At 72.3% G+C, this 24,979-nt stretch carries 23 protein-coding genes and 1 tRNA gene; 13 read left to right on the top strand and 11 right to left on the bottom strand.

All coding sequences use genetic code 11. The features are described from left to right. The first annotated feature begins 74 nt into the window (after nucleotides 1-74). Nucleotides 75-752, top strand: a complete 678-nt coding sequence (locus D1J63_RS21575) for a MerR family transcriptional regulator (protein ID WP_102931793.1) — start codon at nucleotides 75-77, stop codon at nucleotides 750-752. Here the strand turns inward: D1J63_RS21575 and D1J63_RS21570 are convergent. Further along, complete coding sequence (locus D1J63_RS21570; protein WP_125630919.1) at nucleotides 740-1,543, bottom strand: exodeoxyribonuclease III; 804 nt, start codon at nucleotides 1,541-1,543, stop codon at nucleotides 740-742. The genes D1J63_RS21575 and D1J63_RS21570 overlap by 13 nt on opposite strands. 68 nt (nucleotides 1,544-1,611) lie before the next feature. Between D1J63_RS21570 and D1J63_RS21565 the strand changes: the two genes are divergently transcribed. Continuing rightward, the gene (locus D1J63_RS21565) at nucleotides 1,612-2,097 is read left to right on the top strand and encodes a GNAT family N-acetyltransferase (protein ID WP_125630917.1); all 486 of its coding nucleotides are present in this window, start codon (nucleotides 1,612-1,614) and stop codon (nucleotides 2,095-2,097) included. Between the two features lie 122 nt (nucleotides 2,098-2,219). Here D1J63_RS21565 and D1J63_RS21560 read toward each other — a convergent pair. The 7 genes from D1J63_RS21560 to galU form a co-directional block, all read right to left on the bottom strand. Continuing rightward, a tRNA-Ala gene (locus D1J63_RS21560) sits at nucleotides 2,220-2,293 on the bottom strand. Between the two features lie 55 nt (nucleotides 2,294-2,348). Continuing rightward, entirely contained in the window at nucleotides 2,349-3,629 is a 1,281-nt protein-coding gene (gene glpR / locus D1J63_RS21555; protein ID WP_125630915.1) for a gephyrin-like molybdotransferase receptor GlpR, read from the bottom strand. A 173-nt stretch (nucleotides 3,630-3,802) separates the two neighbouring features. Further along, on the bottom strand, nucleotides 3,803-4,492 hold the full coding sequence (locus D1J63_RS21550) for a GNAT family protein (RefSeq protein ID WP_176156229.1): 690 nt from the start codon (nucleotides 4,490-4,492) through the stop codon (nucleotides 3,803-3,805). Beyond that, nucleotides 4,489-5,028, bottom strand: a complete 540-nt coding sequence (locus tag D1J63_RS21545; protein WP_125630913.1) for a MogA/MoaB family molybdenum cofactor biosynthesis protein — start codon at nucleotides 5,026-5,028, stop codon at nucleotides 4,489-4,491. The genes D1J63_RS21550 and D1J63_RS21545 overlap by 4 nt, the downstream gene beginning before the upstream one ends. Next, on the bottom strand, nucleotides 5,025-5,537 hold the full coding sequence (moaC, locus tag D1J63_RS21540; protein WP_061444236.1) for a cyclic pyranopterin monophosphate synthase MoaC: 513 nt from the start codon (nucleotides 5,535-5,537) through the stop codon (nucleotides 5,025-5,027). The genes D1J63_RS21545 and moaC overlap by 4 nt, the downstream gene beginning before the upstream one ends. 86 nt (nucleotides 5,538-5,623) lie before the next feature. Then, on the bottom strand, nucleotides 5,624-6,907 hold the full coding sequence (gene glp / locus D1J63_RS21535; protein WP_125635676.1) for a gephyrin-like molybdotransferase Glp: 1,284 nt from the start codon (nucleotides 6,905-6,907) through the stop codon (nucleotides 5,624-5,626). A gap of 62 nt (nucleotides 6,908-6,969) precedes the next feature. Beyond that, complete coding sequence (galU, locus tag D1J63_RS21530; protein ID WP_102931249.1) at nucleotides 6,970-7,881, bottom strand: UTP--glucose-1-phosphate uridylyltransferase GalU; 912 nt, start codon at nucleotides 7,879-7,881, stop codon at nucleotides 6,970-6,972. Between the two features lie 93 nt (nucleotides 7,882-7,974). On the opposite strand from galU, the gene D1J63_RS21525 reads away from it, so the two are divergent. Beyond that, nucleotides 7,975-8,589: a 5-formyltetrahydrofolate cyclo-ligase gene (locus D1J63_RS21525; RefSeq protein ID WP_125630911.1), complete on the top strand. Its 615-nt coding sequence runs from the start codon at nucleotides 7,975-7,977 to the stop codon at nucleotides 8,587-8,589. Nucleotides 8,590-8,692: 103 nt separating this feature from the next. Here the strand turns inward: D1J63_RS21525 and D1J63_RS21520 are convergent, their stop codons facing one another. Continuing rightward, entirely contained in the window at nucleotides 8,693-11,497 is a 2,805-nt protein-coding gene (locus D1J63_RS21520) for a penicillin acylase family protein (RefSeq protein ID WP_125630908.1), read from the bottom strand. 238 nt (nucleotides 11,498-11,735) lie between these two features. Between D1J63_RS21520 and D1J63_RS21515 the strand changes: the two genes are divergently transcribed. The 6 genes from D1J63_RS21515 (at nucleotide 11,736) to mscL (ending at nucleotide 17,674) form a co-directional block, all read left to right on the top strand. Beyond that, nucleotides 11,736-13,334: a potassium/proton antiporter gene (locus D1J63_RS21515; RefSeq protein ID WP_222514549.1), complete on the top strand. Its 1,599-nt coding sequence runs from the start codon at nucleotides 11,736-11,738 to the stop codon at nucleotides 13,332-13,334. A 251-nt stretch (nucleotides 13,335-13,585) separates the two neighbouring features. Continuing rightward, nucleotides 13,586-14,869, top strand: coding sequence for an MFS transporter (locus D1J63_RS21510; RefSeq protein WP_125630906.1), 1,284 nt, complete (start codon nucleotides 13,586-13,588; stop codon nucleotides 14,867-14,869). 67 nt (nucleotides 14,870-14,936) lie between these two features. Next, nucleotides 14,937-15,257, top strand: coding sequence for an FmdB family zinc ribbon protein (locus D1J63_RS21505; protein WP_125630904.1), 321 nt, complete (start codon nucleotides 14,937-14,939; stop codon nucleotides 15,255-15,257). A gap of 106 nt (nucleotides 15,258-15,363) precedes the next feature. Beyond that, nucleotides 15,364-16,266: an S-methyl-5'-thioadenosine phosphorylase gene (locus D1J63_RS21500; protein ID WP_232250070.1), complete on the top strand. Its 903-nt coding sequence runs from the start codon at nucleotides 15,364-15,366 to the stop codon at nucleotides 16,264-16,266. A gap of 328 nt (nucleotides 16,267-16,594) precedes the next feature. Next, complete coding sequence (locus D1J63_RS21495; RefSeq protein WP_125630901.1) at nucleotides 16,595-17,089, top strand: hypothetical protein; 495 nt, start codon at nucleotides 16,595-16,597, stop codon at nucleotides 17,087-17,089. Nucleotides 17,090-17,200: 111 nt separating this feature from the next. Then, nucleotides 17,201-17,674, top strand: a complete 474-nt coding sequence (mscL, locus tag D1J63_RS21490) for a large conductance mechanosensitive channel protein MscL (protein ID WP_102929018.1) — start codon at nucleotides 17,201-17,203, stop codon at nucleotides 17,672-17,674. 59 nt (nucleotides 17,675-17,733) lie between these two features. Here mscL and D1J63_RS21485 read toward each other — a convergent pair whose 3' ends face one another. Next, nucleotides 17,734-17,910, bottom strand: a complete 177-nt coding sequence (locus D1J63_RS21485; protein ID WP_125630899.1) for a hypothetical protein — start codon at nucleotides 17,908-17,910, stop codon at nucleotides 17,734-17,736. Between the two features lie 112 nt (nucleotides 17,911-18,022). Here D1J63_RS21485 and D1J63_RS21480 point away from each other — a divergent pair, with 112 nt between their 5' ends. The 4 genes from D1J63_RS21480 to D1J63_RS21465 all read left to right on the top strand — a co-directional run bounded on the left by D1J63_RS21480 (nucleotide 18,023) and on the right by D1J63_RS21465 (nucleotide 22,674). Next, nucleotides 18,023-19,261 (top strand): low temperature requirement protein A, encoded by a 1,239-nt coding sequence (locus D1J63_RS21480; RefSeq protein WP_164713207.1) that lies wholly within the window; start codon nucleotides 18,023-18,025, stop codon nucleotides 19,259-19,261. A 93-nt stretch (nucleotides 19,262-19,354) separates the two neighbouring features. Next, nucleotides 19,355-20,398 (top strand): P1 family peptidase, encoded by a 1,044-nt coding sequence (locus D1J63_RS21475; RefSeq protein WP_125630897.1) that lies wholly within the window; start codon nucleotides 19,355-19,357, stop codon nucleotides 20,396-20,398. Between the two features lie 134 nt (nucleotides 20,399-20,532). Beyond that, complete coding sequence (locus tag D1J63_RS21470; RefSeq protein WP_125630894.1) at nucleotides 20,533-21,756, top strand: Ig-like domain-containing protein; 1,224 nt, start codon at nucleotides 20,533-20,535, stop codon at nucleotides 21,754-21,756. Nucleotides 21,757-21,924: 168 nt separating this feature from the next. Next, nucleotides 21,925-22,674, top strand: coding sequence for a DUF6227 family protein (locus D1J63_RS21465; protein ID WP_164712913.1), 750 nt, complete (start codon nucleotides 21,925-21,927; stop codon nucleotides 22,672-22,674). Between the two features lie 36 nt (nucleotides 22,675-22,710). Here the strand turns inward: D1J63_RS21465 and D1J63_RS21460 are convergent, their stop codons facing one another. Beyond that, complete coding sequence (locus D1J63_RS21460) at nucleotides 22,711-24,795, bottom strand: fructose-specific PTS transporter subunit EIIC (protein ID WP_125630892.1); 2,085 nt, start codon at nucleotides 24,793-24,795, stop codon at nucleotides 22,711-22,713. Nucleotides 24,796-24,979 lie beyond the last annotated feature (184 nt).

Here is a 24,979-nt window from a genome sequence, read left to right as displayed (position 1 = left end):
GTAGAGCAGCTCCGTACTCATGGGTAGGGGTCGGACGGAGGAAAGTTACCCGCGGTACGCCATAGGGTCGTGACGTGACCGAGAAGCACGAATACCGCATGGAGGAACTGGCCGGACTGGCCGGCATCACGGTGCGCACCCTGCGCTTCTACCGCGAACGCAAACTGATCCCGCCGCCCCGCCGCGAGGGCCGCATCGCCTGGTACGACGACCACCACCTGGCCCGGCTGCGCACCATCGCCGCGCTGCTGGAACGCGGCCACACCCTCAACGGCATCGCGGAGCTGGCCGACGCCTTCGACCACGGCCGCGACGTCGGCGACCTGCTCGGCCTCGGCGAACCCACCGAGGAGACCCCGGTCCGCCTCACCCCCGAGGAACTGGCCGCCCGCTTCGAGGGCGAGGTCACCCCGGAGAACCTGGCCGCCGCGATGGAGCTGGGCTATCTCGGCACCGACGGCGACGAACTCGTCCACATCAGCCACCGCCTGCTGGAGGTCTCCTCCGCCCTGGTCCGCGAGGGCATCCCGCTCGGCGAGGTCCTCCAGGCCGGCGCCCGCGTCCGCGAGCACGCCGACGCCCTCGCCGAACTCTTCGCCGACCTGATACTGCGCCACGCCCCCGAACCGGAACTCCACCGCCTGCGCCCGCTGGCCCGCAGCGTGGTGGAGGCGGAGCTGTCCCTGGCCCTGGACCGGCGGATGCGCAAGCAGACGGACCAGGCGGACGGGGCGGGACCTCAGCGGTCGTAGACCACCGTGACCGGCGCGTGGTCGGACCACCGCTCGTCGTGCGTGGCGGCACGCTCGACGTATCCCTTGACGGCCCTGGCGGCCAGCCCGGGAGTGGAGACGTGGTAGTCGATCCGCCATCCGCTGTCGTTGTCGAAGGCCCGCCCCCGGTACGACCACCACGAGTACGGCCCCTCGACGTCCGGGTGCAGGGCGCGCACGACGTCCACGTAGCCGCCCTCCGCCGGGTCGAGGACGCGGCTCAGCCACTCCCGCTCCTCGGGGAGGAACCCGGAGTTCTTCTTGTTGGCGCGCCAGTTCTTCAGATCGGCCTCGCGGTGGGCGATGTTCCAGTCGCCGCAGACGACGACCTCGCGCCCCTCGGCGGCGGCCCGCTCACGCAGTTCCTTCAGGTGGGCGAGGAACTCGCCCATGAAGCGGACCTTCTCGTCCTGGCGCTCGGTGCCGACCTCGCCGGAGGGGAGGTAGAGGGAGGCGACCGTCACACCGGGCAGGTCGGCCTCGACGTAGCGGCCACTGGTGTCGAACTCCGCCGAGCCGAAACCGACGCGAACGGCGTCGGGCTCACGGCGCGTGTAGAGGGAGACGCCGGCCCGGCCCTTGGCGGCGGCGGGGGCGTGCGTCACGTGCCAGCCGTCGGGCGTACGGACGTGCTCGGGCAGCTGCTGGGGTTCGGCCCGCACCTCCTGGAGGCACAGCACGTCGGCGGAGGTGTCGGCGAGCCACTCCACGAAGCCCTTCTTCGCGGCGGCGCGCAGGCCATTGACGTTGACGGAGGTCACGGTGAGCATCCCGGCACGATACCGGCACACTGGACGACGTCCCATTCCGGACTCCGCATCGATATACGGTAGGCAGCATGAACATACGCAGGGTCCCCTTCGACCACCCGGACGCCGTGAAGCTCAACGACGAGGTCCAGGCCGAGTACGACCTCCGCTACGGCGACGGCGGCGACGCCACGCACCTGGACCCGTCGGACTTCGCGCCGCCGAACGGCCTGTACCTGGTCGCGTACGACGAGAACGACGTCCCGGTCGCCTCCGGCGGCTGGCGCCGCCAGGACGCCAACGACGAGGGCAATCTCGACGGGGACGCCGAGCTCAAGCGGATGTTCGTGACCGAGCAGGTGCGCGGGCGCGGGCTGGCCCGGCGCATCCTGGCCGCCCTGGAGGAGGACGCCCGCGCGGCGGGCCGGGCCCGGATGGTGCTGGAGACCGGCACCAAGCAGCCGGAGGCCGTGGCCCTGTACACGTCCAGCGGCTACGAGCCGTGCGTGAAGTTCGGCTACTACCGCTTCCACGAGGAGAGCCTCTGCTACGCGAAGGCCCTCCAGGTCCCGTAGGCGGAAGGGATCGGCCCCGGCACCACGGGACGAACCGGGGTCCGGGGCCCGGGGTCCGGGCCCGGGAACGACGAAGGTCCCGGCCGATCGTGATGATCGGCCGGGACCTTCGTCAATGTGCGTGGACCTGAGGGGATTTGAACCCCTGGCCCCCTCGATGCGAACGAGGTGCGCTACCGGACTGCGCCACAGGCCCTTGCAACGAGTGAAACTCTAGCACCCCGCCCGGCCTGCTCAAAAATCGCTTCCGGCTACTCGTTCGCCGCGCGGGGGCGGTCGCCGTCCTCGTACTGGTCGAACAGCGGCGTGCGGCCCCGCTCCCTGGCCCGGCGGGCGGACGCGGCACGGCGGGCGTCGCTGCGGCCCGGGGTCTCCGGACGCTCGTCGGCACGGGCGGCCGGGCGCTCCTCGGCGGCACGGTCCGCCGAGCGGTCCGGCACGGGTGCCGCCTCCTCCCGGTCGGGCGCGACGTCGGGCGCGACGGAGCTGGAGCGCGCCGAGCTCCAGGCGTCCGGGGCCGCGAGATCAACGTCCGGCGTGGCGCGGGGGGCGACCGGCGCGGTCACGTAGGTGGGCAGGGGGACCGGGACCGGGTCCCAGCTGTCGCCCTGGGGGCGTCCCCGGCGTTCCCGCTGCTGGTCGACCCACTCGGCGTGGTCGGTCTGCTCCACCAGGGCCCGCCGGTCCGCGGCGAGCGCCGACATTCCGGCACCGGGTTCCACGTCGGGTCCGTCGTCCGGCTCCTCGGTGTCGAGGTCCCCGACGGGTCCGCCGGGGTCGGCGGGGCCGCGCCGGCGCGGACGGGGGTCGCGGTCGCGCAGGCGTTGTGCGGCGGCCTCGGCCTGGCGGCGGTCCATCTGGAAGGCGAAGCGGCGGCGCTCCTGGGCGCGCAGATGGACGATGTAGGCGCTGAGCAGCACCGCGGGCACGCCCGGCGCCCACAGGAACGCGAGCCCGCCGACCGCCGCGACGACCGAGCCGAGCGTGAAGGCCAGGAAGAGCATCACGGTCGTACGCCGACGGCGGGCGAGGACCTTGGTGCGCCGGGCCCGTGCCGCGGCCGCCCCCGGTGACAGGGGCGCGCGCCGGGCCTGCGGCACCCGCCCCCGCGCCGGTGCCGCGCCGGACCGGGCCGGGTGGCCGGGCTCCGGGGACTGCCCGGATCTCGGGCCGTGGTCGGGTTCGCCCGTACGGGGGCGGGCGGTTTCGGGCCGCTCCGCCGGCTGCCGGGGCGGGACCGGCCGGGTGTGCCGTCGGGTCCTGGACACGGCGAAGGCCCGGACGTCCACCGAGTCGGTGACGGCGTCCGGGGCGTCGGCGTCGGGCTCCGCCTCGTCGGCGGAGCGCGACCGCAGGTCCTTGGCGTACCGGCGCTCCATGCCCGCCCGTCCGGACAGGAGCCGGATGGCGGTGCTGAAGCGTTCCGTCGGACGGGCCTCGTTCAGCTCGTCCTGCCTACGGAGCCACATCGGCACCAAGTAGGCGGCCCAGGCCCCGACGATGACTGCGTAGATGAGGCCGCTGCTGCTCACGCCTCACACGGTAGAGGGGTTTGCGTGAGGCCATCCGCCAATTGAGCCGGTGTGTCGCACGATCTGGCTGATATTTCGAACTTTTCTTGTGACCGATCCGATCAACCGACTGTCAGGACCGGGAAATTATCCGATTCGGGATGGTCACGGCCCGATCGAATTCGAACGTTTATTCAATTACCGGCGTTTCCGGTCCTCCCGGGGTTCCCGGGGTTCCCTCCGTTTCCGGTGTTGCCCGCGTTCGGGGCGCTGCGCTGCCGTGACCGGTGCCAGCGCCGCAGCAGACCCTCGGGAACCTCTTCGGCGGTGAGCGCGAAGACGAGATGGTCCCGCCAGGCTCCGTCGATGTGCAGATAACGCGGTCTGAGGCCCTCCTCGCGGAATCCGAGTTTCTCCACGACCCGGCGACTGGGCGCGTTCTCGGGGCGAATGCAGACCTCGACGCGGTGCAGTCCGACGGTGCGGAAACAGTGGTCCACCGCCATCGCCACGGCCGTCGGCATCACCCCGCGGCCGGCCACCGCCTCGTCCACCCAGTAGCCGACGTGCCCGGAGCACATCGAGCCCCAGGTGATGCCGGCCACCGTCAACTGGCCGACCAGCCGCCCCCGGTACTCGATGACGAAGGGCAGCATCCGGCCCGCGTGGGCCTCGGAGCGCAGGTGCCGCACCATCTGGCGGTAGGTGGGCCGGTGCGCGATCGGACCGCCGGGTCCGGGCGGCGGGATGGTGGCCTCCCACGGGCGCAGCCAGTCCCGGTTGCGCCGGTTGACCTCGCGCCAGGTCCGTTGGTCGCGCAGCCTTATCGGCCTCAGGACGATGTCGCCGTCCGTCAGCTCCGCGGGCCAGGACGGGCCGTTCAGCTCGCACCCCCACCGCTGGCGGGTCTCGGGTGGTCACCGCCGCGCAGTTGGTCCACGGCGTGCTTCAGCAGCGGCTCCAGCACGGCGAGGCCGTCCTTCACCCCGCCGGAGGATCCCGGCAGGTTGACGATCAGCGTGCCGCCCGCCACTCCGGCCAGTCCCCTGGAGAGCGCCGCGGTCGGCACCTTGTCCCGGCCGTACGCCCGGATCGCCTCGGCGATGCCCGGGACCTCGTGGTCGAGCACGGCGCGGGTCGCCTCGGGGGTGCGGTCGGTGGGCGAGATGCCGGTGCCGCCGGTGGTGACGATGACGTCGTAGCCCGCTTCGACGCCCGCGCGCAGGGCGGCCTCCACGGGGTCGCCGTCGGGCACGACCCGGGGGCCGTCGACGGCGAAGCCGAAGCGGCGCAGCCCTTCGGCGATCAGCGGGCCGCCCTTGTCCTCGTAGACACCGGCGGCGGCCCGGTTGGACGCCGTGACGACCAGGGCGGCGTACGGCCCGGGGAGGGCGCCCGCCGGGGAGGCGTCCGGCGTCATGACCGGTTCCAGTCGCCGGACTTGCCGCCCGTCTTCTGTTCCACCCGCACGTCCGTGATGACCGCTCCCTTGTCGACCGCCTTGACCATGTCGACCACGGTGAGCGCGGCGACGGAGACCGCGGTGAGCGCCTCCATCTCCACGCCCGTGCGATCCGTCGTCTTCACCGTGGCGGTGATCTCCACGGCGTCGTCCGCGACCGACAGGTCCAGTTTCACACCGGAGACCGACAACGGGTGGCACAAGGGGATCAGATCGGGGGTGCGCTTGGCGCCCATGATGCCCGCGATCCGGGCGGTGGCCAGTGCGTCGCCCTTCGGCACGCCCTCGCCGCGCAGCAGCTCGACCACGCGGGGCGCGACGAGGACGCGTCCACTGGCTCGGGCGGTGCGGGCGGTCACGTCCTTGCCGGACACGTCGACCATCCGGGCGGCGCCCGCCTCGTCGATGTGGGTCAGCCGGTCCTGCGGGTCCTGTCCGCTGCCGGACGGTCGGTCCTGCGTACTCATGCTCGTGTGGCGCTCCCGGTCCTGGCCCGGCGCGGTGCGGCGCGTGGGCCTGCTGTGCGCGACACGGTACCGCCATCGGGGACCGCTCAGCCGAGCAGGACCACCTCGACCTCGGCGCCGGGCTCGACGGACTCGGTGTCCTCGGGGACGACGATCAGCGCGTTCGCGTGCGCGAGGGCGGCCACGAGGTGGGAGCCGGAGCCGCCGACCGGGGTGACCGATCCGTCGGTGTGGCTGCCCCGCAGGAACTGCCGGCGGCCCTTCGGCGAGGTCAGGGCCTTGTCCGCGGCCAGGGACGCGGTGACCGTCGGGCGGTGCACGTCGGGCAGGCCCATGAGGGTGCGGATCGCGGGGCGCACGAACAGCTCGAAGGAGACGTACGACGACACCGGGTTGCCGGGCAGCGCGAGCAGCGGGGTGTGGTCGGGGCCGATCGAGCCGAAGCCCTGGGGCTTGCCGGGCTGCATGGCGAGCTTGCGGAAGTCGACGCCGCCGCCCGGCTCGTCCTCGTCCCCGACGTGCGCCAGCGCCTCCTTGACCACGTCGTACGCCCCGACGCTCACGCCGCCGGTGGTGACCATCAGGTCGGCGCGCACCAGTTGGTCCTCGATGGTGGACCGCAGGGTGTCGGCGTCGTCGGTGACGGCGCCCACCCGGTAGGCGATGGCGCCGGCGTCGCGGGCGGCCGCGGTGAGGGCGAAGCTGTTGGAGTCGTAGATCTGACCGGACGCCAGCTGCTCGTCGGGCTGGACGAGTTCGCTGCCGGTGGAGAGCACCACCACGCGCGGGCGCGGGCGCACCCGTACCGTGCCCCGGCCGATGGCGGCGAGCAGGCCGATCTGGGGCGGGCCCAGCACGGTGCCGGCCGCCAGGGCGCGGTCCCCGGAGCGGACGTCGCTGCCCTTGGCGCGGACGTGCGCGCGCTCCTCGGCCGGCCGGTACACGTGGACGTGGCCCCGCGCGCCCTCGGGGGCCAGGCTGCGGGCGCGCATGCCGGCCACCGGGCCCTCGCCGAGCCCGCCGTCGGTCCACTCCACGGGGACGACGGCCTCGGCGCCGGGCGGCAGCGGGGCGCCGGTCATGATGCGGGCGGCCTGGCCCGGTCCCACCGTGACCGGGTCGGCCTGGCCGGCGGCGACGTCCCCGACGACCTCCAGGACGGCGGGGAACTCCTCGCTGGCGCCCGCGACGTCGGTGACCCGCACCGCGTACCCGTCCATGGAGCTGTTGTCGAACGGCGGCAGGGACAGCGGCACCGTGACGTCGTCGACCAGGACGCAGCCCTGGGCGTCGAGCAGGTTCAGCTCGATGGGGTCCAGGGGGCGGACGGTGGCGAGGACGTCGTCCAGGTGCTCCTGGACCGACCACAGCCGGTCCTGACCGGGGCCCGCGGTGGCGTGGTCGTGGCCGGTGTCACGGTGCGCGCTGCTGCTCAACGTCCTTGCATCTCCTCGGCTACGTAACTGCGGAGCCAGGTCCGGAAGTCCGGGCCCAGGTCTTCACGTTCGCATGCGAGTCGGACAATGGCACGCAGGTAGTCGCCGCGGTCGCCGGTGTCATAGCGGCGGCCCTTGAAGACGACGCCGTGCACGGGGCCGCCGACCTTCTCGTCCGCGGCGAGCTGCTGGAGGGCGTCGGTGATCTGGATCTCGCCGCCGCGGCCGGGCTCGGTCTTGCGGAGTATGTCGAAGATGCGCGGGTCGAGGACGTAGCGGCCGATGATGGCGTAGTTGGAGGGCGCGTCGGCCGCGTCGGGCTTCTCGACCAGCCCGGTGACCTTGACGACGTCGCCCTCGCCGGTCGGGGCGACGGAAGCGCAGCCGTAGAGGTGGATCTGCTCCGGCGCGACCTCCATGAGGGCGATCACACTGCCGCCGTACTGCTCCTGGACGTCGATCATGCGCTGGAGCAGCGGGTCGCGCGGGTCGATCAGGTCGTCGCCGAGCAGGACCGCGAAGGGCTCGTGGCCGACGTGCGGGGCGGCGCACAGGACGGCGTGGCCGAGGCCCTTGGGGTCGCCCTGGCGGACGTAGTGGATCATCGCGAGGTCGCTGGACTCCTGGACCTTGGCCAGGCGGTCCGCGTCGCCCTTCTTCTGGAGGGCGGACTCCAGTTCGTAGTTGCGGTCGAAGTGGTCTTCCAGGGGGCGCTTGTTGCGGCCCGTGACCATGAGGACGTCGCCGAGGCCCGCGGCCACGGCCTCTTCGACCACGTACTGGATCGCCGGCTTGTCGACGACCGGCAGCATCTCCTTGGGAGTGGCCTTGGTGGCCGGCAGGAACCGGGTACCGAGGCCGGCTGCTGGGATGACAGCCTTGCTGATCCTGGGGTGGGACTGAGTCATGCGCGCCACCCTATCCGGTGCCTTTAGGGAGAATCTGTGACTCGGGACCACTGCTGCTCATATGAGCGCATTAGCGCGGTACAGGAGTCACTCATGCCTCACGACGGCCCTGCGGACGAACCTGACAAGCGGACGTTGCGGCGGGACTTCCTCGCGGCGAGGAACAGGTTGACGCCGGATGACGTGCGGGAAGCCGCGGACGCGCTGGCCGGGCGGGCGCTCGGGCTGCCGGAGGTGGCGGGGGCGCGCGCCGTGGCGGCGTACGTCTCCGTGGGCGCCGAGCCGGGCACCCTCGCGCTCCTGGACGCGCTGCGCACGCGGGGGGTGCGCGTCCTGCTGCCCGCACTGCTGCCGGACAACGACCTGGACTGGGGCGAGTACACCGGGGAGGGCTCCCTCGCGCGCGTGCGGCACGGCGGGCGGATGGAGCTGTTCGAGCCCGCCGGGGAGCGGCTGGGGCCGGACGCGGTGACGCGGGCGGACGTCGTGCTGCTGCCGGGGGTGGCGGTGGACGGCCGCGGCCTGCGCCTCGGGCGCGGCGGAGGGTCGTACGACCGGGTGCTGGCCCGCCTGGCGGCCGCGGGCGCCCGGCCCGCGCTGCTGGTGCTGCTCTACGACGGGGAGGTCGTCGCGCGCGTGCCCGCGGAGCCGCACGACCGGCCGGTGGACGCGGTGGTGACGCCCTCGGGGGTGCGCAGGTTCCGTTGACGCCGTTCCGGCACGCGAATCCGCCTCCACCGACGCCGTTCCGGCACGGAAAACGGCCTCCACGCACGCGTGGAGGCCGTTCTCGTGCGGCAGGCTCAGGGCTCTACGGCTTGAGCACCAGGGTGTCGCTCGTGCTTTCGTCGACCGCCTTCTTCGAGAAGGACCACGGCAGCAGTTCGCCGTCGGCCCACTTGTCGGTCTGGTCGGTGTAGTGCGCGCTGTAGGCGTGTCCGGAGGCGCCGGAGAGGTTGATCCAGCGGGACTTGTCGAGGTCGCCGAGGTTGACCACCATGCGCATGGACGGCACCCAGATCACCCCGTAGCCGCCGGCCGCGTTCCAGCCGGAGGCGTTGACCGCCGCCTCGCCGCCGCTGAGCTTCCAGGGACCGCGGTTGAGCGCGTACTTCAGGAAGCCGGGGCCCTCGGTGCCCAGGGTCTGGTTCTTCAGGAACAGGCGGTGCAGCCGGCCCCAGTTCCAGGTGTCGATGTCCTTGCCGAGCTTGGCGGTCAGCTCCCAGCGGGCGTCGATCATGGCGCGCTTGAACAGGTCGTCGCGGTTGTGGTCGGCGCCCTTGCGGGTGCCGTTGGCGGGCGTCGTCCACCAGTCGCTCTTCGGCTTGTCCATCAGGTTGCGCACGACCTCGAACCAGCGGTCGCCGCCGTCGGGCTGGGCCTGGCCGGGGTCGCGCTGGCCGCACTCGCGGACCTTGTTGGTCTCGTCCGCGGGACCGGTGGTGTTGACCGGGTCGACCCACAGGCACTGGCCCTCGACCCGCAGCTCCTTGGGCAGCTTGTTGCCGAAGGCGAGCTTGAGGATGTTGCGCCAGACCGCGTTGAAGTAGGCGGCGGCGGCCGAGTCGGCGTCCTGGGTGTAGTCCCAGCCCTCCAGCAGCTTCTGCGCCTCGCGGACGTCCTTGTCGTCGATGTCGATCTTCAGCAGCTGGGGCACGAGCAACTTGGCCATCTCACTGCTGTTGTCCAGCTGCATCTGGCGCATGTCGTCCGTGGAGATCTTGCCGCCGTCCTTGATCTTCTGCTCGATCAGGGAGGTGATGCGCTGGCTGCGGGCGCCGTAGCCCCAGTCCGTGGTGAGCGTGTACGGGTACTCGTCCTCGTCGACGACCGCCTGGTTGGCGGTCACGATGTAGCCGCGCTCCGGGTCGTACTCGTAGGGCAGCTCGTCCTGGTCGATGTACTCGCCGGTCCAGCGGTACTTGGAGCTCCAGCCCGGCGCCGGGACCGAACCGTCGTGGCCCTCGGCGCGCACCGGGATCCGGCCGGGCAGCGTGTAGCCGATGTGCTCGCTGTCGGCGTAGACCAGGTTCTGCGAGGGCACGTCGAACAGCGTGGCGGCCTCGCGGAAGTCGTCCCAGTTCTGCGCCCGGTCGATCGCGAAGACGGCGTCCATGCTGGTGCCCGCCTCCAGCGCGGTCCAGCGCAGGGCCACGCCGTAGCCGTCGCCGCGGTCGGGGGCGGAGCTGTCGACGGTGGCCTTCTTGCCGGTCTTCACCAGCTCGTCGTCGCGGTCGGAGAGCAGCGGGCCGTTGTTGGTCTCGCGGACGACGATCTTCTTGGCGTCGCCGCCGGCGACCTTGATGGTCTCCTCGCGCGTCTCGAAGGGAACCACCTTGCCGTCGTACTGGTAGCCCTCGCCGGTGATCTTCTCCAGGTAGAGGTCGGTGACGTCGGCGCCGGAGTTGGTCAGGCCCCAGGCGATCTCCTGATTGTGGCCGACGACCACGCCGGGCATGCCCGCGAAGGTGTAGCCGGCCACGTCGTACTGGCACTTGGCGGAGACGGTGCGGCAGTGCAGGCCCATCTGGTACCAGACGGACGGCAGGGACGGCGACAGGTGCGGGTCGTTGGCCAGCAGCGGCTTGCCGCTGATGGTGTGCTTGCCGGAGACGACCCAGGAGTTGGAGCCGATGCCGTTGCCGTTCACGCCGACGGCGGTGGGGACGTCGTCCAGGACCTCCTGGAGGCCCGCCAGTTGGCCCTGGAGGGCGCTGCCGGCACCGGTTCCGGTGCCGGTGCCGCCGGTTCCCGTGCCCGTCCCGGTTCCGGTACCGGTGCCCGTGCCGTCGCCCTCACCGCTGCCCGACGAGCCGCCGTCGCCGCCGTCGAAGGTCTGGGTGAGCTCGTCGTACTGGCCCTCCTGGACGATCGCCTTGTTGCGGTCGTACGGGTAGGCCGGGTAGAGGTCGGCGATCTGCTTGGGGCCGAGGCGGCTGGTCATCAGGGCGCGGTCGACCTCGTCCTGCATGTTGCCGCGCAGATCCCAGGCCATCGCCTTGAGCCAGGCCACCGAGTCGACCGGGGTCCACTCCTGGGGCTTGTAGTCGTTGGTGAAGCCGAGGGCCGCGTACTCCAGGGAGATGTCCGCGCCCTCCTTGCCCTTCAGGTAGGCGTTGACGCCCTTGGAGTACGCCTGGAGGTACTTCTTGGTGGAGTCCGACAGCTTCTCGTCGTACTCCTTCTTCGCCACCCGGTGCCAGCCCAGGGTGCGCAGGAACTCGTCGTTGTCGATCTGGCTCTTGCCGAACATCTCCGACAGGCGACCGGCGGTCATGTGCCGGCGGACGTCCATCTCGTAGAACCGGTCCTGAGCCTGGACGTAGCCCTGCGCCATGAACAGGTCCTCGTCGGTGGAGGCGTAGATCTGCGGGATGCCGTACCCGTCGCGCTTGACGTCGACCGGACCCGACAGGCCGTCGAGCGTGATCGAGCCCTTGGTCTGCGGGAAGGACGCGCGCACGGTGCTGATCGACCAGTACGCCCCGTAGGCGAGGCCGCCGATGAGGGCCAGGACCAGCACGAGGACGAGCAGACGGCCCTTGCGCCCCTTCCCCTTCTTCCTGCCGGACGTGCCGGACTGCTGACCCGGGGTGGCGGTGGTGGTGGGGGGCATCGCTGTCCTTGCTGTCCTAACACGAGCGGCAGGGGCGGGCTGTGCTTCGTACGGAGGCTGAGCGCTGAGCGCCGAGCGCTGGAGCAACTGTAGGCGCAGGCCCGGCTCCGCCTTGACGCGGAGTCGGGTACAGGGGCGCACGAGCGTTCGATCTTGCCAAGCCGAGCGTCAAGAAAGCGTCAAGAGTTAGGTAAGGTAACGAAGTAGTTGCCCGCGCAGTGCGGCGGATTCGTGTGCCATGGGGGTGCGCCTCGCGCACAACGCGGGCGCGTTCGCCCACGCTGTGATCCGTGCTGTGCGCCAGGGAAGGGAACGGCCGCTGACTGTCCACCACCTCAACCAGCTCCTGCTCGTCTGCTCGCTCGTCCTGCTCATCGCCGTGGCGGCGGTCCGGATCTCCTCGCGCAGCGGGCTCCCCAGCCTGCTCGTCTACCTGGCCATCGGCATCGCCATGGGCCAGGACGGCATCGGCGACATCAAGTTCGACAACGCCGAACTGGTCCAGGTCATCGGCTACGGCGCCCTTGTCGTGATCCTGGCCGAGGGCGGCCTCGGCACGAAGTGGAAAGAGGCGAAACCGGCCCTCCCGGCCGCCTCCGCGCTGGCCCTCGCCGGAGTCGCGGTGAGCGTCGGGGTGACCGCGGCGGGCGCGCACTACCTGACGGGGCTGGAGTGGCGGCAGGCGCTCATCATCGGGGCCGTGGTCTCCTCCACGGACGCCGCGGCCGTGTTCTCCGTGCTGCGCCGCATTCCGCTGCCCAAGCGGATAACGGGCACGCTGGAGGCCGAGTCCGGCTTCAACGACGCCCCGGTGGTGATCCTCGTGGTCGCCTTCTCCACGGCGGGACCGATCGAGCACTGGTACGTGCTGATCGGCGAGATCGCCCTGGAGCTGGCCATCGGCGCGGCCATCGGACTCGCGGTGGGCTGGCTGGGGTCCTGGGGGCTGAAGCACGTCGCGCTGCCCGCCTCCGGCCTCTACCCCATCGCAGTCATGTCCATCGCGATCGCCGCATACGCGGCCGGCGCCATGGCCCACGGCAGCGGCTTCCTGGCCGTCTACCTCGCCTCCATGGTCATGGGCAACGCGCGACTGCCGCACTGGCCCGCCACCCGGGGGTTCGCCGACGGGCTCGGCTGGCTCGCGCAGATCGGCATGTTCGTCCTGCTCGGCCTGCTGGTCACCCCGCACGAACTGGGCGACGACATCCTGCCCGCCCTGGTCATCGGCCTCGTGCTCACCATGGTGGCGCGGCCGCTGAGCGTCGTGCTGTGCCTCGTGCCCTTCCGGGTGCCGTGGCAGGAGCAGGCCCTGATGTCGTGGGCCGGGCTGCGCGGTGCGGTGCCCATCATCCTGGCGACGATCCCCATGGTGGAGGGCGTCGCGGGCAGTCACCGGATCTTCAACATCGTCTTCGTGCTGGTCGTCGTCTACACCCTGGTCCAGGGGCCGACGCTGCCGTGGCTGGCCCGCAAGCTGCGCCTGGGCAAGGGGGACGAGGCGGCCGACCTCGGCATCGAGTCGGCACCCCTGGAGCGGCTGCGCGGGCACCTGCTGTCGGTGACGATTCCCGAGGGTTCGAAGATGCACGGCGTCGAGGTCAACGAGCTGCGGCTGCCCACCGGGTCGGCCGTCACACTGGTCGTCCGCGACGGCACCTCCTTCGTGCCGCTGCCCACTACGGGACTGCGCCGCGGGGACGAACTCCTGGTGGTCGCCACCGACCCCGTCCGCGACGCCGCCGAGGCACGGCTGCGCGCGGTCGGCCACGGCGGCAAGCTGGCCGGCTGGCTGGGCACCGGCGGGGCCGGGGACACCCGTCGCAATCGCAGGTGAGCATGTGAGGGGTGCGCCCTTTCACAGGCCGCACCCCGCCCGGCCCCTGTACGATGAAGGCCGCACCTGATCGAACCACCTCTGTCTGAAGCAGAGCTGGCGCGACCGTATGGCGGTCGGATCGCCCCCTCATCCACGCGGGCTCCGGCATCTACCGCAGTCCGCGCAAGTGGACAGCTCTCGGCGCTCCCGCACGACGACCACCACGAGGCGGCGGGACCGCGCTACCAGGCGGCAGAAAGGCACGGGCCGTGGCATCCACGGTCACCCGCCCGGGATACGGGCAGCTGCTGCGCACCCGCGGCGCCTGGACGTTCCTGCTCCCCGGCTTCGCGGCACGCCAGCCGTTCGCGATGCTGACCCTCTCCATCGTGCTGCTGGTGCAGCACACCACCGGCTCCTACGGCGTCGCCGGCGCCGTCGCGGCCGTCACCGGCGTCTCCATGGCCCTGTTCGCCCCCTACAGCGGACGGCTCGCCGACCGCTACGGACAGCGCACCGTCCTGCTGCCCGGCGTGCTCGTGCACGCGGCGTCCGGACTGACCCTGACCTTCCTCGCGCTGGCGGACGCGCCCCTGTGGGCGCTGTTCCTGGCGTCCGTGCCGACCGGCGCCTCGGTGCCGCAGGTCGGGCCGATGGTGCGGGCGCGCTGGGCCGCGAAGCTCAAGGACTCACCCCTGATGAGCACGGCGGCCGCCTTCGAGTCGGTCACCGACGAGCTGACCTTCGTCCTCGGCCCCCTGCTGGCGACCGCCCTGTGCACGTCCGTCGACCCCGCCGCGGGCCTGGTCACGGAGGCCGCGCTCACCCTGGTGGGCGGTCTGCTGTTCGCCGCGCAGAAGAGCACTCAGCCCGTTGTCGGTGGCGCCGGTGGCGCCGACGGCTCCGGCGGCGGGCACGCGCGCGTGGAGCACGTTTCCGCGCTGCGGATCCCCGGCGTGCGGGTCCTGATCGTGGTCTTCCTGGGCATCGGTTCCGTCTTCGGCGGCATGCAGGTCTCGCTGGCCGCGTTCACGGAGTCGATCGGCGAGCCGGGCCTGAACGGCGTCCTGTACGGCGTGTTCGCCGCCGGCAACATGGTCTCCGGCCTGGCCTGCGGCGCCATCGCCTGGAAGGTGGCCCCGCAGCAGCGCCTCCTGGTCGGCTACACCGCCCTCGCGCTGACCGCGTCCGGCCTGTGGGCCGCGCACTCGGTGCTCGTGCTGGCCGGCCTCGGCCTGCTGGTCGGCATGTGCATCGCGCCCGCCATCGTCACCGGCTACACCCTGGTCGAGGGGCTGGTCCCGGCGGGCGCCCGCACCGAGGCCTTCACCTGGCTGACCGGCGCGGTCGCGCTGGGCCAGGCGGCGGCGGTGACCGTCGCCGGACAGCTGGAGGACCGCTTCCGGGAGGGCGCCGGGTTCCTGGTGCCGATGGGCGGCACGGTCCTCGCGCTGGCGGTCCTGGTGACGCTGCGCTCGCGGCTGGCGACGCGGTCCCACGGCCGTACGGTCGCACGTGGTGTCGGTCACCGCGCGCCCGCCACAGTGGACTGATCCCGCGGAATACGTCACTATGGACCGTCGTTAGCACTCATCGAGTGAGAGTGCCAGGAGGAAGACAGTGCCGACGTACCAGTACCAGTGCACCGAGTGCGGCGAGGGCCTCGAGGCGGTGCAGAAGTTCACCGACGACGCCCTCACCGAGTGCCCGAACTGCCAGGGACGCCTGAAGAAGGTGTTCTCCGCGGTCGGCATCGTCTTCAAGGGCTCCGGCTTCTACCGCAACGACAGCCGCGGCAGCTCGTCGAGCAGCTCGCCCGCCTCGTCGTCGAAGGCGTCGTCCTCGGCCTCGTCCTCCTCGGACTCGGGCTCGTCCTCCTCGGGCTCCGGCTCGTCGTCGGGCTCGGGCAGCAGCTCCTCCGCGGGCAGCACCGCCGCCTAGGTCCGCCACCTCCGGCTTCTCGCCGCGCGGGGCCGGTTCTTACGGGACCCTGTCGTCCTCCGACGACGGGGTCCTCGGCGTTGCCCCCGGCGGTTAGGGTGCGGGCATGGCGAACAAGGCGAAGGCCGAGAACGTGCGGACCGCGAGCGGGCAGGCCGGGAACGCGCCGGCGGGGAACGCGCGGGCCGAGATCGGCGTGATCGGCGGCTCCGGGTTCTACTCGTTCCTCGACGACGTGACCGAGGTCCGGGTGGACACGCCGTACGGGCCGCCCAGCGACTCCCTCTTCCTCGGCGAGGTCGCCGGCCGGCGGGTCGCCTTCCTCCCCCGGCACGGCCGCGGCCACCATCTGCCGCCGCACCGGATCAACTACCGCGCCAACCTGTGGGCGCTGCGCTCGGTGGGCGCCCGCCAGGTCTTCGGCCCGTGTGCGGTCGGCGGCCTGCGCCCCGAGTACGGGCCGGGCACGCTGCTGGTGCCGGACCAGTTCGTCGACCGCACCCAGTCCCGCCCGTCGACCTACTTCGACGGGCTGCCGACGCCCGACGGGACCGTCCCCAACGTGGTGCACGTGTCGCTGGCCGACCCGTACTGCCCCACCGGACGCGCCGCCGCGCTGAAGGCGGCCCGGGGGCGGGACTGGGAACCGGTGGACGGCGGCACCCTGGTCGTGGTCGAGGGGCCGCGCTTCGGGACCCGCGCGGAGTCCCTGTGGCACCGGGCGCAGGGCTGGTCGGTGGTGGGCATGACCGGCCACCCCGAGGCGGCACTCGCCCGTGAACTGGAGCTCTGCTACACCTCACTGACCCTGGTGACCGACCTCGACGCCGGTGCGGAGAGCGGCGAGGGCGTCTCGCACGAGGAGGTGCTGCGGGTGTTCGCGGCCAACGTGGACCGGCTGCGGGGCGTCCTGTTCGACGCGGTGGCCGCGCTGCCGGCGACCGGGGAACGGGACTGTCCGTGCGGGGCGGCGCTGGGCGGAATGGACCCGGGGATCGCGCTGCCGTAGGGGGTGCGGCCGGGGGCGAAGTACTGGAACAACTCGTTCCGGTGAGAGAGTTTTCCACAACCGGCCGGCGGTCCACGGGCGTCGGCAGGGCTCGGTGAAAAGCCTCATCGTGGGAGCGCAAGCCGGTCCCTCGTCACAGGTGGTGGTCACCGTGTTCCGTCCCTCCCTGTCCTCGCCCTCCCGGCCCTCAGCCTCCGGACCCTCCCCCTCCCTGTCGTCAGCCTCCCTCGCCTCTTCTCCCCTGCCGTCTTCGCCTCCCCCGCCTTCCTTCGCCGACTCGTACCCCTCGCCGCTCCCGGCCGGCGCCGACGCGCCGCCCACGTGTGAGGTGCCGCACTTCGCCCCGGTGCGGGTGCGCGGCGGGCGTCATCGGCTGCACCGGCTCGTGCGTCACCGACGACGTGCCCTCTCCGTCGGGCTCGCCGTCACCGCGGCAGCACTGGTGGCGGCGGGTCCGCTTCCCGGGACCGACGGGCACGGGACCGACGGGCAGGAGACGCGGGGGGCACGCGGGCACCCGGCGGCCGGGCCGACGGGCGAGCGGCAGCGCACCCGGCTCGTGGCGGCGCCGGTGCGGATCGCCGACGCGGCCACGGTGCGGCTGCTGAGGCCGGGCGATCGCGTCGACGTCGTCGCGACCGGGGACGGCGGGGCCGGCGACGCCTCCGTACTCGCCCGCGGTGTGCGGGTGGCCGAGGTGCCCGAGCCCGTGGAGGATCCGGCGGCGGGCGGGGCGCTGGTGGTGGTCTCGGTGCCGCGCGCGACGGCACACCGACTGGTCGGCGCCGCTACCACGGCACGGTTGGCGGTGACCCTGTGCTGAGCCCGTCAAGTACCTCGTTCGAGGGAACGGATTGGACAGGATGGCCCAACGCTGCCGTAGGTTTCGGAACGTTTGGTTCCTGCACCTGTTCAAGCGAGGAGTGCTCCGACCGTGAGCGACAAGAAGGAGCCGAGCGTCTGGCAGGGCTTCAAGGCCTTCCTGATGCGCGGCAACGTCATCGACCTGGCGGTGGCGGTCGTCATCGGCGCCGCCTTCACCAAGATCGTCAACTCGGTGGTGGAGGGGGTCATCAACCCTCTGGTCGGGGCGTTCGGCACACAGAGCCTGGACAGTTACAGCTCCTGTCTGAAGGGCCCGTGCACCGGGACCGGCGACAGCGCGACGGGCGTGCGGATCCTGTGGGGCCACGTGCTGGGCGCGACCCTCACGTTCCTGATCACCGCGGCCGTCGTCTACTTCCTGATGGTGCTGCCCATGTCGAAGTACCTGGCCCGGCAGGAGGCCCGCCGCAAGGCGAAGGAGGGCGCCGAGGAGGTCATCGAGGTCTCCGAGCTGGAGGTGCTCAAGGAAATCCGCGACGCGCTGCTCGCCCAGCGCGGCGCTCCGGGGCAGGACCGCACCTAGCCCGCGGGCCCGCGGCCCGGCCGGCGCCCGGAATCCCGCTCCTTTCGGTGAGGGGGGATTCAGATGTGGTGGGGCGGCTTCTCGTCGAGGAAGCGCTTCAGGTCGGCCGCGGCATCGCCCTCGGGCCGCTCTCCCCAGCCGCGGTCGGTGTCGTCCGAGGTCTGCTGGTCCAGCGGGTCGTCGAAGACCAGCGCGGGCCTGGGCGCGCGGGGCTCGGGGTCGGGGGTGGTACTCATGGCTCCAGGGTACGGCTCGCGCCGTGGACGCCGTCCCCCGCGGCCTGCTCACCCCGGCGGGCGGGTGGTCCGCAAGCACATCCGCGCCGTCTCTGCTGTGCTGGGAGCCATGATGTCCAGTCCCCGCCCCTCCTCCGCGACCGCGCCCTCCGGACCACCCCCCGACGACCACCCCCCGGTGCGCCGCCTGAGGGCACGCCACCGGCACGAGGTGCACCGCGCCGCCACGCCGCTCGAGCTCCTCTTCGACCTGTGCTTCGTCGTCGCCATCGCCCAGGCCGGCGTCCAGTTGGTGCACTCCGTCGCCGGGGGGCATGCCGGCGAGGGTGTCCTCAACTACGCGATGGTCTTCTTCGCCATCTGGTGGGCGTGGATGAACTTCACGTGGTTCGCCTCCGCGTACGACAACGACGACGTTCTCTACCGGGTCGTCACGCTCGTCCAGATCGCCGGTGTGCTGGTCCTGGCGGCCGGGGTCTCCCGGGCCTTCGAGGACCACGACTGGGTGGCCGTCGTCATCGGTTACGTGATCATGCGGATGGCCATGGTGGCGCAGTGGCTCAGGGCGGGCCGGTCGGCGGCACCGCCGGAGAGCACCATGGCCCGCAGATACGCGGCCGGCGTGCTGCTCTGCCAGATCGGCTGGCTGGGGCTGCTGATCGTGCCGGAGAGCGGCCGGGGCTGGCTGTTCCTGGTGATGGTAGTGCTGGAGCTGTGCGTGCCGGCGTTCGCCGAGCGCAAGCATCCCTCGTCCTGGCATCCGCACCACATCTCCGAGCGGTACGGGCTGCTCACGATCATCGTGCTGGGCGAGACCGTCGCGGCGGCCACGGTCGCGGTGAAGTCGGGCATCGAGGAGAACGACGCGCTGGGCGAGGTCCTCCCGATCGCGGCCGGTGGACTGCTGATCGTCTTCGCGGCCTGGTGGATCTACTTCGTGGTGCCCGTCCACAGCCATCTGCGCTCCAACCGACAGTCCTTTCTCTGGGGCTACGGCCACTACCTGGTTTTCGCCTCGGCGGCGGCGATCGGGGCGGGACTGGAGGTGGCGGTGGAGCAGGCCGTGGGCAAGGCGCATGTCTCGACGCTCGCGGCGTCCTTCGCGGTGACCCTGCCGACGGCGGTCTTCCTGCTCACGGTGTGGGCCCTGCACGCACGGTATTTCAAGGTGGGCATCGCCGAGCAGCTCGTGCTGCCGGTGGCCGCGCTGCTGGTGCTCGCCTGCACCTTCCTGGGGGGCGAGGCGGTGCTGGCGGCGGGGATCGTGCTGGCGCTGGCCGTGGCGGCCGGGGTGACGCTGACCGCGCGGCGCACCGAGCGGGAGCGGAGGGCACCGGCACCGGCCGCCTGAGTCACCGCTCCCCCGCCGTGCGGGGCACCGGTCCTGGCACCGCGCCGCGAGCGGCTGCTCTTCCGTCGCCGGTGGCGGGACGAGACTGGCCCCATGACAGTTGACGCATTGACGGATATCGCCGGTCTTCGGGTGGGGCATGCGACGCGTACCGGGAACGGGTGGCTGACGGGGACGACGGTGGTGCTCACACCGGAGGGCGGTGCGGTCGCCGGTGTGGACGTGCGCGGCGGCGGCCCCGGCACCAAGGAGACCGACGCCCTCGATCCGCGCAACCTGGTGCAGCGGGTGCAGGCGGTGGTGCTGACCGGCGGCAGCGCCTACGGGCTCGACGCGGCCTCGGGGGTGATGGCCTGGCTGGAGGAACGGGGACAGGGGGTGCGGGTCGGTCCGGACCCGGCGCACGTGGTGCCGGTGGTGCCCGCGGCCTGCGTCTTCGACCTGGGGCGCGGGGGCGACTTCCGGGCCAGGCCGGACGCGGCCACCGGTTACGCGGCCGCGGAGGCGGCCCACGCGAGTACGCCGGGCACCGGGGTGGCCGAGGGGTGTGTCGGGGCGGGCACCGGTGCCGTGGTCGGCACGCTGAAGGGCGGGGTGGGCACCGCGAGCACCCTGCTCGACTCGGGGATCACGGTGGCGGCGCTGGTGGTGGCCAACGCGGCGGGGTCGGTGACGGACCCGGAAACGGGGGTGCTGTACGGGGAGTTGTTCCGGGGCGGGCGAGTGGAGTACCCGGCGCCGGACGTGCACGAGGCCGCGCGGCGGCGCCTGGCCGAGGTCGCGGCGAGGAACGCACCGCCCCCGCTGAACACCACGCTCGCCGTCGTCGCCACCGACGCCGACCTGTCCAAGGCGCAGGCGCAGAAGCTGGCCGGCACCGCGCACGACGGCATCGCGCGGGCCGTACGGCCGGTGCATCTGCTCAGCGACGGCGACACGGTGTTCGCCCTGGCCACCGGGGAGCGCCCGCTCGAGGCCGGGCAGCCGCTCGCGCTGAACGAGCTGCTGGCGGCGGGCGCCGACGTGGTGACCCGCGCGATCGTGCGCGCGGTCCGGGCCGCCGAGCCGGTGGACGGCCCGGGCGGGTCCTGGCCGGCGTACGGGGAGCTGTACGGGCGGGTTTCCAGGGCAGGTTGACCCGGCCGCGTTGCGATTGTCCGGGTTTTGTCACGCGTCGGCGCTCCCGGCGGTCCGCGGGAACCCCGTGGGCCGCCGGGCCCCTCTAGACGGCTGAAGCGAACAGCGCACAACACCCGAACCTGGAGCAGCCCGTGACAACGCCGGACATAGCCACGCGGCGCGTACTGGGGGCCTGTGCCGCCCTGGTGGTCGGCGCCCTCACCCTCACCGCCTGCGGCGGAAGCGCCAGCGCCGACGACAAGAAGGACGGCAAGGGCGGCGCGGGGGCCGCCGACACCTCGGTCGCCGAGCTGGTGATCTCGGCCAAGGACGGGTCGACCGGCGCCTCGATCAACTCCACCGGTGTGAAGGTCAGCGACGGCACGCTGACCGACGTGACGATGACCGTCGCGGAGACGGGTGCCGCCGTACCGGGCACGGTGTCCGGCGACGGCGGCAGCTGGAAGCCGAAGGAGCAGCTGGAGCGGGGCACCAAGTACCGGATCACGGCGCGGGCGAAGGACGCGAACGGCCGCACGGCCGCGGCCGACTCGGTGTTCACGACCGTCTCCTCGGAGCACAGCTTCGTCGGCACGTACACCCCGGACGGTGGCAGCACGGTCGGGGTGGGGATGCCGGTGTCGTTCACGTTCGACAAGGCGATCACCGACCGGGAGAGCGTGCAGTCGCACATCACGGTCACCTCCAGCAGCGGGCAGAAGGTGGTCGGACACTGGTTCGGCGCGCAGCGGCTCGACTTCCGGCCCCAGGAGTACTGGAAGGCCGGCTCCAAGGTCACGATGAAGATCGACCTGGACGGGGTGGAGGGCGCGAACGGCCTCTACGGCGTGCAGAAGAAGACCGTCACCTTCACCGTGGGCCGCTCGCAGGTCTCCACGGTGGACGTCGACACGCAGACCATGACGGTGGTGCGGGACGGCGCGACGCTCAAGTCGATCCCGATCTCGGCGGGCAGCGCCGCGAACCCGACGTACAACGGGCAGATGGTGATCTCGGAGAAGTCCGAGCAGACGCGCATGAACGGGTCGACGGTCGGGTTCGGCGGCGAGTACGACATCCCGGACGTGCCCCACGCGATGCGGCTGAGCCAGTCGGGCACCTTCATCCACGGCAACTACTGGTACAGCCGCGGCAATCCGCCCTTCGGCGCCCAGGGCACCAGCCACGGCTGTGTCGGGCTGGCGGACGTGCAGGGCGCGCAGGGCGACACCCCGGGCAAGTGGTTCTACGACCACTCGCTCGTCGGGGACGTCGTGATCGTCAAGAACTCCCCGGACGACACGATCGCGCCGGACAACGGCCTCAACGGCTGGAACATGCCGTGGAGCGAGTGGACCGCCCAAAGCACCGGCTGATCGGGCTGTGAGCAGGAAGTTTTGACGGTTCGTCGGGCCGCGCGGGAACTTTTCGCGCGGCCCTCGCGTATTTCGTGCGTACGTTTTCTCGGTTCCCGGACATGATGTCCGACCGAGGGGCTACGGTATGCACCCACAAGGTGACATGCAGCAACGCCGGGAGAAACCTTGAGCGTTCCGTACGAGACGGCAGCGTACGAACCACCCGAGTCGCCCGAGTCTCCGGAGGAGCACCTCTTGCGGCTGCTCGGACGCGCCCTGAACTCTTTCGAGCTGCCCGACGAGGTCCTGCGGCGGCTGGACTGCGCACTGGCGCACGACGGTTCACTGCACTCCGCGCACCACAGCGCGGGGCTGCACCGCGAGACGTACCGCCACACCTGGCTGCTCGCCGACGGCTCGGCGCTCACCCTCTGGGAGCTGGTCCACAACACCGCCCCGGGCAGCGAGCCGCAGCACGAGGTCTACGTCGACGAGGAGGAGCTGCGCACCGCCGGATCCCGGCTGGCGCTGCCGCCCGACGCCCCGGATTTCGAGCTGCCGGCGCAGGTGCAGCTGTCGCCCGTCCCCACCCCGCGCCACGCGTACGTCCCGGACGCCTCGGCGGACCACGCCCGCCGGCTGCTGCGCCGCGCGGAGAACGCGGACCGTCCCGGTGCCGACCTCGCCGAGCGGCTGTCGACGGCGTGCGGGCACCAGATCACCCAGGCCTTCGGCGGGCCCGGCCGGGCGGGCCGCGCCCGGATCGGCTTCTCGCTCTACGAGCACGCGTTCCTGCTGCGCGACGGCGTGGAGGTCTCCCTGTGGGAGGTCGAGCACACGGCCACGCCGGACGGGCGGCACATGTGCGAGGTGTACGACAGCGAGGAGACGGCCCGCAGGGAGATGGAGCGGCGCGCGGCACAGGTGTCCCCGTAGCCGCGCCCCGCTCCCGTCCGGCCCGTGGTGGCCTGCCTACGCGGCCACCGGCTGCTTCTCCCCCGGCGCCGGGGCCGACGGGTCCGCGCCGTCCGGTCCCTGGGCCGGCGCTCCGGGCACCGGCTTGCGCAGGCCCTTGAGGACGATCACCAGCGCCGCGCTGACACAGACACCGGCCGCGATGGCGACCAGGTAGAGCAGCGGGTTGCCGATCAGCGGGACCACGAAGATGCCGCCGTGCGGGGCCCGCAGCGTCGCCCCGAAGGCCATCGACAGTGCGCCGGTGACCGCACCGCCCGCCATCGACGCCGGGATGACGCGCAGCGGGTCGGCCGCGGCGAACGGGATCGCGCCCTCGGAGATGAAGGAGGCGCCCAGGACCCAGGCGGCCTTGCCGTTCTCGCGCTCGGCGGCGTTGAAGAGCCGGCCGCGCACGGTGGTGGCCAGGGCCATCGCCAGCGGCGGGACCATGCCGGCCGCCATGACCGCCGCCATGATCTTCATCGCCGAGTCGCTGGGGCTGGCGACCGCGATGCCCGCGGTGGCGAAGGTGTAGGCGACCTTGTTGACCGGGCCGCCGAGGTCGAAGCACATCATCAGGCCGAGCAGCGCGCCGAGCAGGATCGCGTTGGCGCCGGACAGGCCGTTCAGCCAGTCGGTCATGCCCGACTGCGCGGACGCGATGGGCTTGCCGATCACGACGAACATCAGGAACCCGACGACCGCCGCCGAGACGAGCGGGATCACCACCACCGGCATGATGCCGCGCAACGCCTTCGGTATCGGTACCCGCTGGATCGCCAGCACCACGCCGCCGGAGATCAGACCGGCCGCCAGACCGCCGAGGAAGCCGGCGTTGATGGTGAGCGCGATCGAGCCGCCGACGAAGCCGGGGACCAGGCCCGGCCGGTCGGCCATGCCGTAGGCGATGTAGCCGGCCAGCACCGGGACGAGGAAGGCGAAGGCCACGCCGCCGATCTGGAACAGCAGCGCGCCCCAGCTGTCCGCCTGGGTCCACACGAAGTGGTCCATCACGGAGGGCGCCTTGTTGATCTCGTAGCCGCCGATGGCGAAGCCCAGGGCGATCAGCAGGCCGCCCGCGGCGACGAACGGCACCATGTAACTGACGCCGGACATCAGCCACTTGCGGAGCTTGGTGCCGTATCCCTCGCCGGACTCCCCACCGCGCTCGACGGGCGTCGCACCCGCGGAGGCGGAGGTCACCTCGCCGCGGGCCGCCTTGTCGCGGACCTCGCCGATCAGCTCGCCGGGCCGGTTGATGGCCGCCTTGACGCCGGTGTCGACGGTGGGCTTCCCGGCGAAGCGGTCCTTCTCGCGTACGGCGACGTCGTGGGCGAAGATCACGCCGTCCGCCGCCGCGATCACCGCCGGATCGAGCCGGGTGAAGCCCGCCGACCCCTGGGTCTCGACGACGACGTCGACGCCCGCCTCGCGGCCCGCGTTCTCCAGGGACTCGGCCGCCATGTAGGTGTGCGCGATGCCGGTGGGGCAGGAGGTGACGGCCACGATCCGGAAGGGGCGCTCGGGTGCGCCGGATTCGCGGCCGGTGCTGCCCGGGGTGGTCTCGGCGGAGGCCGCCGCCGAGACCGCCCCGGTGTCCGCGGTCTCCTCCGTGGTGCCCTCGGGGGTGCCCTCCGGGGTGTCCCCGGCGGGCGCCGGTTCCTCCCCGCGGATCAGCGCGGCGGCGTCGGCCGCGTCGCCCACCGAGCGCAGCGCGGCGGTGAACTCGGCGTTCATCAGCTGCCGGGCCAGCGAGGAGAGGATCGTCAGGTGGGCGTCGTCGGCGCCCGCCGGAGCGGCGATCAGGAAGATCAGGTCGGCCGGACCGTCCGCCGCCCCGAAGTCGACGCCGGCCGCGCTGCGCCCGAAGGCGAGCGTCGGCTCGGTGACGTGTGCGCTGCGGCAGTGCGGGATGCCGATGCCGCCGTCGAGGCCGGTCGGCATCTGCGCCTCGCGGGCGGCCACGTCGGCGAGGAAGCCCTCCAGGTCGGTCACCCGGCCCAGGGCCACCATCCGTTCCGCGAGGGCGCGCGCCGCCGCTTCCTTGGTGTCGGCGGACAGGTCGAGGTCGACCAGGTCCGCGGTGATCATGTCGCTCATCGCGGGCTCCTTAGCTCGCGTATCGCCCGGAACGTGGGGTGAGGGGCGGGGGCGGGGAGGGGGACGGGGGCACAGCGGTGGGGGCTTGGGACGGCCCTGGGGAGCGGGCCGTGAGCGGGACCGACGGCCCTGGGGAGCGGGCCGCGAGCGGGACCGACGACCCTGGGAAGGGAGCCGCGAGCGG

It is taken from the genome of Streptomyces sp. KPB2 (assembly GCF_003950055.1).
In the GTDB taxonomy this organism is placed as follows: domain Bacteria; phylum Actinomycetota; class Actinomycetes; order Streptomycetales; family Streptomycetaceae; genus Streptomyces; species Streptomyces salinarius.
The sequence above is the reverse complement of the archived record's forward strand: the minus strand, read 5'-3'. Positions and strand labels throughout refer to the sequence as shown.